Annotated in this window: 5 protein-coding genes and 1 pseudogene; 5 read left to right on the plus strand and 1 reads right to left on the minus strand. The window is 63.5% G+C overall.

All coding sequences use genetic code 11. The annotated features are described in order from the left end of the window. The coding region (locus ACZ7IB_RS48535) for a PHP domain-containing protein (RefSeq protein WP_470921736.1) at positions 1 to 590 on the minus strand (590 nt) is incomplete at its 3' end. 839 nt (positions 591 to 1,429) lie between these two features. Here ACZ7IB_RS48535 and ACZ7IB_RS48540 point away from each other — a divergent pair. The 5 genes and pseudogenes from ACZ7IB_RS48540 to ACZ7IB_RS48560 form a co-directional block, all read left to right on the plus strand. Further along, a complete protein-coding gene (locus tag ACZ7IB_RS48540; protein ID WP_470921737.1) occupies positions 1,430 to 1,732 on the plus strand; it encodes a transposase in 303 nt (100 codons plus the stop codon). A gap of 148 nt (positions 1,733 to 1,880) precedes the next feature. After that, positions 1,881 to 2,048 (plus strand): hypothetical protein, encoded by a 168-nt coding sequence (locus tag ACZ7IB_RS48545; protein ID WP_470921738.1) that lies wholly within the window; start codon positions 1,881 to 1,883, stop codon positions 2,046 to 2,048. Between the two features lie 60 nt (positions 2,049 to 2,108). Beyond that, entirely contained in the window at positions 2,109 to 3,065 is a 957-nt protein-coding gene (locus tag ACZ7IB_RS48550; RefSeq protein WP_470921740.1) for an IS5 family transposase, read from the plus strand. Positions 3,066 to 3,353: 288 nt separating this feature from the next. Then, on the plus strand, positions 3,354 to 5,135 hold the full coding sequence (locus ACZ7IB_RS48555; RefSeq protein ID WP_327247671.1) for a reverse transcriptase/maturase family protein: 1,782 nt from the start codon (positions 3,354 to 3,356) through the stop codon (positions 5,133 to 5,135). Positions 5,136 to 5,243: 108 nt separating this feature from the next. Beyond that, positions 5,244 to 5,337, plus strand: a pseudogene (locus tag ACZ7IB_RS48560) (IS5 family transposase); the annotation flags it as partial.

Here is a 5,337-nt window from a genome sequence, read left to right on the forward strand (position 1 = left end):
AAGTAGTTCTCTTTCCCGAGGATGTCCTGGTACTGGGCTGCGATGTCGCGGGCCTCGTCGTACTGGTTCAGACGCAGGCGGGTCTGGATGGCGCCGGAGGGGCAGCCAGTCGTCCCGATGATCCCCTCGGCGTGCTCGGAGATCAGCTCCATGTCCATGCGCGGCTTGCCCGCCGGGAACTGGCCCGTGTACGACGCTTCCGTCGACAGGTAGAACAGGTTCTGGAGTCCCTTGACGTTCTGGGCCCACATCGTCATGTGGGTGAAACGACCGCCACCGCTGACGTCCTTGGAACCCTCGCCGTCGTCCGACATCGCCCTGACACCGCCGGGGCCCCAGAACTCCTGCTTACGGTTCCGACGCGAGGACGGCGCGACATACGCCTCGATCCCGATGATCGGCTTCACACCGTCGAAGCCCTTGGCCACCTGCTGGAACTCGTACGCACCGAACATGTTGCCGTGATCGCTCATGGCGATGGCGGGCATGCCCTGACGCTCCACCTCGGTGAACATCGGCTTGAGCCGCTGCGCCCCGTCGAGCATCGAGTATTCGGTGTGATTGTGCAGGTGAACAAAGCTGTCGGTCACCGGGCAAGACCTCCGCGAACGGGACGAGGGAAGCTTCTACCCTATCCCTCGGAGAACACCAGATCGGCTGCTCCGTGTCTCCATGGAGGAGATCAAGAATCGGCCAGAACGATGACCTCGCACTATCGCAGAAAGTTGCCGCCACGCCGCGCTACGTATCCACTGCAGTGACGTCGGCAGCTCCCGGTAGAGCGCCGTGCGTCACCCGATACGGCCGACAGGGGCACTCCACGACACAGGTGCAGAGGCCGGGCGGGAGCGCCGCCTACAGTAAGATGCCAGCCCAACGCCGGGTGTTCCATGCCGCAGTGGATCCCGCCTTCTCCCTCGTGCCCCTGACTCGGTGACAGAGGTCGGCGGCGGAACCCACCTTGCGCTGCGGAGTCTAGTAGCCGCGCCCGTCGTCGCTGTCGCCGGTCGTCGGATTACCCCCCTGACCGTCATCCTCTTCTGGGTCCAGCGCAAGAGATGTCAGGTGCTCGATCCGAAATCGCATCTGTGAGTCCTTCCGTTGGGACAGCCCGGTCCCGGGCAACGCCCGGGACTTTTGCCGCTTCCGGCCCCCACACGACTGGGCGTGAAGAACAGTCGCCACATGAAGCAACCGGGCCAGCCAACCCGCTTACCCACTCCGGGACAAGCGCGCAATCGGCCATCAATCGCCCTCCGGCCGGGGAAGCCACCGCATAGATGCAAGCTGAACGGGCAAAGGCGGGATGCCGACCGCTCATGCCGCCTTCGGCATGCTCTGCACTCAAACCGGGCCTGGGGCCTCCCCCTGAGTGGTGGACACGCTGATACTGGATCTTCTTGATCCGGAGGAAGCGAGAAGACCGCCGATGGCGATGAAGGACTACTCGGACAAGTTCAAGGCCGATGCCGTGGCCCTGTACGAGTCCACACCCGGGGCGATCTACAAGAGCATCGCTGCTGACCTGGGTGTCAACCGGGCGACCCTGCGTGAGTGGGTGCTGCGGGACCGCGAACGCCGTGGCATCACCGCCGCGACTGCGAAGCCGGGCGCCCAGCCTCGGGAGGCGGTGCCGTCCGCTGATCCGGACGAGCGGGTGCGGCAGTTGGAGGCCCGGGTGGCCGAACTCGAGGCAAGTGAGCGCAAGCTCCCATCACCGGCCTCGCCCTGACCCTCGCGTATGACGCCATCAAGGCCCGCCACACCGCCCGCCGCAACGAAACAACCGCCCTGCCCCGCCAGACCACCGAGCCCGCCCCCACACACTGATCACGCCCCGGCACACATCCACCGCCACACCCCAGAACAAGGCCGAACGCATGACTCAAGCACCACCACCGTTCAACGACCACGACCACGCCCCGGCCGGCCCACCCGGTGACCCACTGACACTGCTCGCCACCGAAACCGAGTTCACCGGCCTCGACTTCACCGGCCTGGACCTGCGCCCAGCCCTGAGAGCCTGTCGGGTGGCTGATCATGCGTGAAGCGTGACGGTCGTGATCTGCCTTCCGGGCATGGCGACGGCCCCGGAATGATCACGTGGTGTGTGCCAGTGCGACAACTCCGAGGCCGTCAGCGGCCCATGCTATCCGTCCAGCCTGACCGATGAGATGTGGGAGATCGTCCAGCCGCTCCTTCCCGTGCGTGACCTGCGGAAAGGCGGCGGGGTGCGCAAGTACGGAGACCGGTTGGTGCTCGACTCGGTCTTCTACGTGCTGCGGTCAGGCTGCCAGTGGCGGATGCTTCCGCGCGATCTGATGCCCTGGGATGCGGCCCACCGCTGGTTCACCAAGTGGCGCCGGGAGGGCACCTGGGACCGCGTCCACGACGAGCTTCGCCGCCAGGTGCGGATCGGGGCCGGACGCGATCCCGAGCCGTCGGCCGCCGTGATCGACGCCCAGTCGATCAAGACCAGCGAGGGCGGCGAGGCACGTGGGTTCGATGCGGGCAAGCGAACGACAGGGCGGAAGAGGCACGTGATCGTTGACACGATGGGCCTGCTGCTGGTCGTCGCCGTCACCTCCGCTTCCGTGCAGGACCGGGCCGGAGGCCGCGCTGTCCTGGCCCAGCTCGCCGCCGGCTTCCGCACGGTCGGTCTGGTGTGGGCCGACGGCGGGTACGCCAACTCCGTTGATTCCACGCTGCTTTCATGGGCCCGCCAAGCGTTGAACGTCGCCGTCGAGATCGTGAAGCGGACCGACGACGTCAAGGGCTTCAAGGTCCTGCCCCGCCGCTGGGTGGTGGAGCGAAGTTTGTGCGCCACGAGGCGCTCTGTTTGTATCCCCGGTTCAGCCGGGAGGAACTTGGAAGGAGGTTCCTGGGCCAGATGGCTTACCTGGATCCGAAAGGTGAAGGGGACAACAGCATGCCAGAAAACCAGCGACCGGGCTCAGTTGTCAGAGACGGTGTGCTGGGTGGCCCGCGCGATATGGCGAAGACTGGATTGTTTGAAGCCCAATCTCCAGAAGATGCAAGTTCCCATCCGCCGGAAAGACTACTGAAACCGGCGCCACGTTCTGCACTGGATTCGAGACTTGTCCGGTGCACCTCCGGAACGCGGAGCGATGCCCAACGAGGGCATTCAAGGAGATGAGTGGGACGCCTAAGTCGCGCTAGTACGTACAAACAGAGATGAACGTGGGATCGCCTACGGGACGCGAGTCCTATGGCGACGGAGGCCCCGTAGTAGTCGCCGGAGTAACGACCGGCCAAGGAGGACGGGAAAGCCGTACACAATCGGGCGAAGGGGGCCAGGTGATTCGGACACCGAGACTCGGGAGGTATGCGAAATGCAGAGCGCCGAAACGGTGCTGGGTGTCCTGCGTGAGCGCGGCAGGCGTGGTCTGCTGTGTGATGAACTGTATCGACAAATGTTCAACCCGCAGTTGTATCTGCTGGCTTACGGGCGCATCTATGCCAACCATGGCGCGATAACACCCGGAGTCACGAGGGAAACAGTGGACGGCATGTCCCAGCGGAAGATCGGACGCATCACTGATGCGATGCGCCACGAGCGTTACCGATTCCGTCCAGTGCGACGCGTGAATATTCCCAAGAAGAACGGGACAACGCGGCCATTGGGATTGCCAACATGGTCGGACAAGCTTGTCGGTGAAGTCGTACGCCTTCTACTGGAAGCATATTACGAGCCGTCATTCTCCGACCATTCCCACGGCTTCCGGCCCCGGAAGGGCTGCCACACCGCTCTGCGCGAGGTGGCTCACACTTGGACCGGAACCTCTTGGTTTGTTGAGGGGGATATCGCCGACTGTTTCGGGAGCCTGGATCACCAGATCCTGCTCTCGATTCTTGGCGAGAAGATCCGCGACAACCGGTTCCTCAGGTTGGTGCGCAACATGCTGACGGCCGGATACGTGGAGGACTGGAGGTGGGGAGCCACGCTCTCCGGAGCACCGCAAGGCGGAGTTGCTTCCCCTGTCCTGTCCAACATCTACCTGCACAAGTTGGATGAGTTCGTCGAGAAGGTTCTGATTCCGGAATACACCCGAGGGGAACGCCGGGCTCGTAACCCGGAATACCTTGCGGTGGCCAATGCGCTGGCAAGGGCACGCCGGCGCGGTGATCGGGCTGAAGCTCGCAGACTGCGCCAGCAGATGCACAGCCTGCCAAGCGCCGATCCTGATGATCCGGGGTTCAGGCGGCTGCGCTACGTCCGCTATGCAGATGACCACCTACTCGGGTTCACCGGACCGAAGGCAGAAGCCGAGGAAATTAAACAGCGTATGGCGGAATTCCTGCGTGACGAACTCAAGCTGGAACTCTCGGAGGAAAAGACGCTGATCACCCATGCCCGAACCCAGGCGGCACGGTTCCTCGGCTACGAGATCACAACTCAGCAGAACAGCAGCAAAATCACCCGCGGCCGTCGCGTGGTCAACGGGCAGATCGCGCTGCGTGTCCCACTGGATGTGATCAAGGCCAAATGTTCCCCCTACCTTGCTCGCGGAAAACCTGCGAAGCAACCGGCCCTGATGAATAGCGACGACCACGCGATCGTCGCCACCTTCGGGACCGTCTATCGGGGAATCGTCCAGTACTACCTGCTTGCCGGTGACGTCTACCGGTTGCACCGCCTGCAATGGGTCATGGAGACATCAATGCTCAAGACTCTTGCTGGCAAGCACCGTTCTACGGTGTCGAAGATGGCAGCGAAATACAAGACCACCTTCGAAACACCCAACGGGCCACGTATCGCTTTTGAGGCCCGTATCGAACGGAAGAACAGGAAACCACTGGTAGCGCGGTTCGGTGGAATTCCACTCCAACGGCAGCGGACGGCAGAATTAGCCGACCGTGCGCCGGTCCGAGTGGACTATCCGCAGAAGGAGCTCATCGCGAGGCTCTTGGCGGATACGTGCGAGATCTGCGGAAGCAAGGGCAACGTGCAAGTGCACCATGTCCGTGCGCTCGCCGACCTGGCACATGCCGGATGGCAGCCCTCTGACTGGGCGCGCGTCATGCTTCATCGGCGTCGCAAAACGGTTGTGGCTTGCGACGCTTGCCATGACCGAATCCATTCAGAACGTCCTGCCAAATCACTCACGCAGTAGTCACTGGAGAGCCGGATGACAGGGAAACCGTCATGTCCGGTTCGGCGGGAGGCCGTGCGGAAAAGGACTTGCCCCGGGCGAGCACCTCGCCGCACGGCCCACCCATCCGGCTGGCTGGTCCGAAACCGTCGGCTGGCCCGCGACTACGAACGGCTGACCGCGACCTCCGAGGCCATGATCAAGGTGGCGATGATCCGCCTGA

The organism is Streptomyces sp. NPDC037301, assembly GCF_055602785.1.

What these genes read in the sequence shown, in the direction of transcription:
- ACZ7IB_RS48540 (WP_470921737.1), top strand. Translation starts at nt 1,430, where the DNA reads ATGGCGATGAAGGACTACTCGGACAAGTTCAAGGCCGATGCCGTGGCC.
- ACZ7IB_RS48545 (WP_470921738.1), top strand. Translation starts at nt 1,881, where the DNA reads ATGACTCAAGCACCACCACCGTTCAACGACCACGACCACGCCCCGGCC.
- ACZ7IB_RS48555 (WP_327247671.1), top strand. Translation starts at nt 3,354, where the DNA reads ATGCAGAGCGCCGAAACGGTGCTGGGTGTCCTGCGTGAGCGCGGCAGG.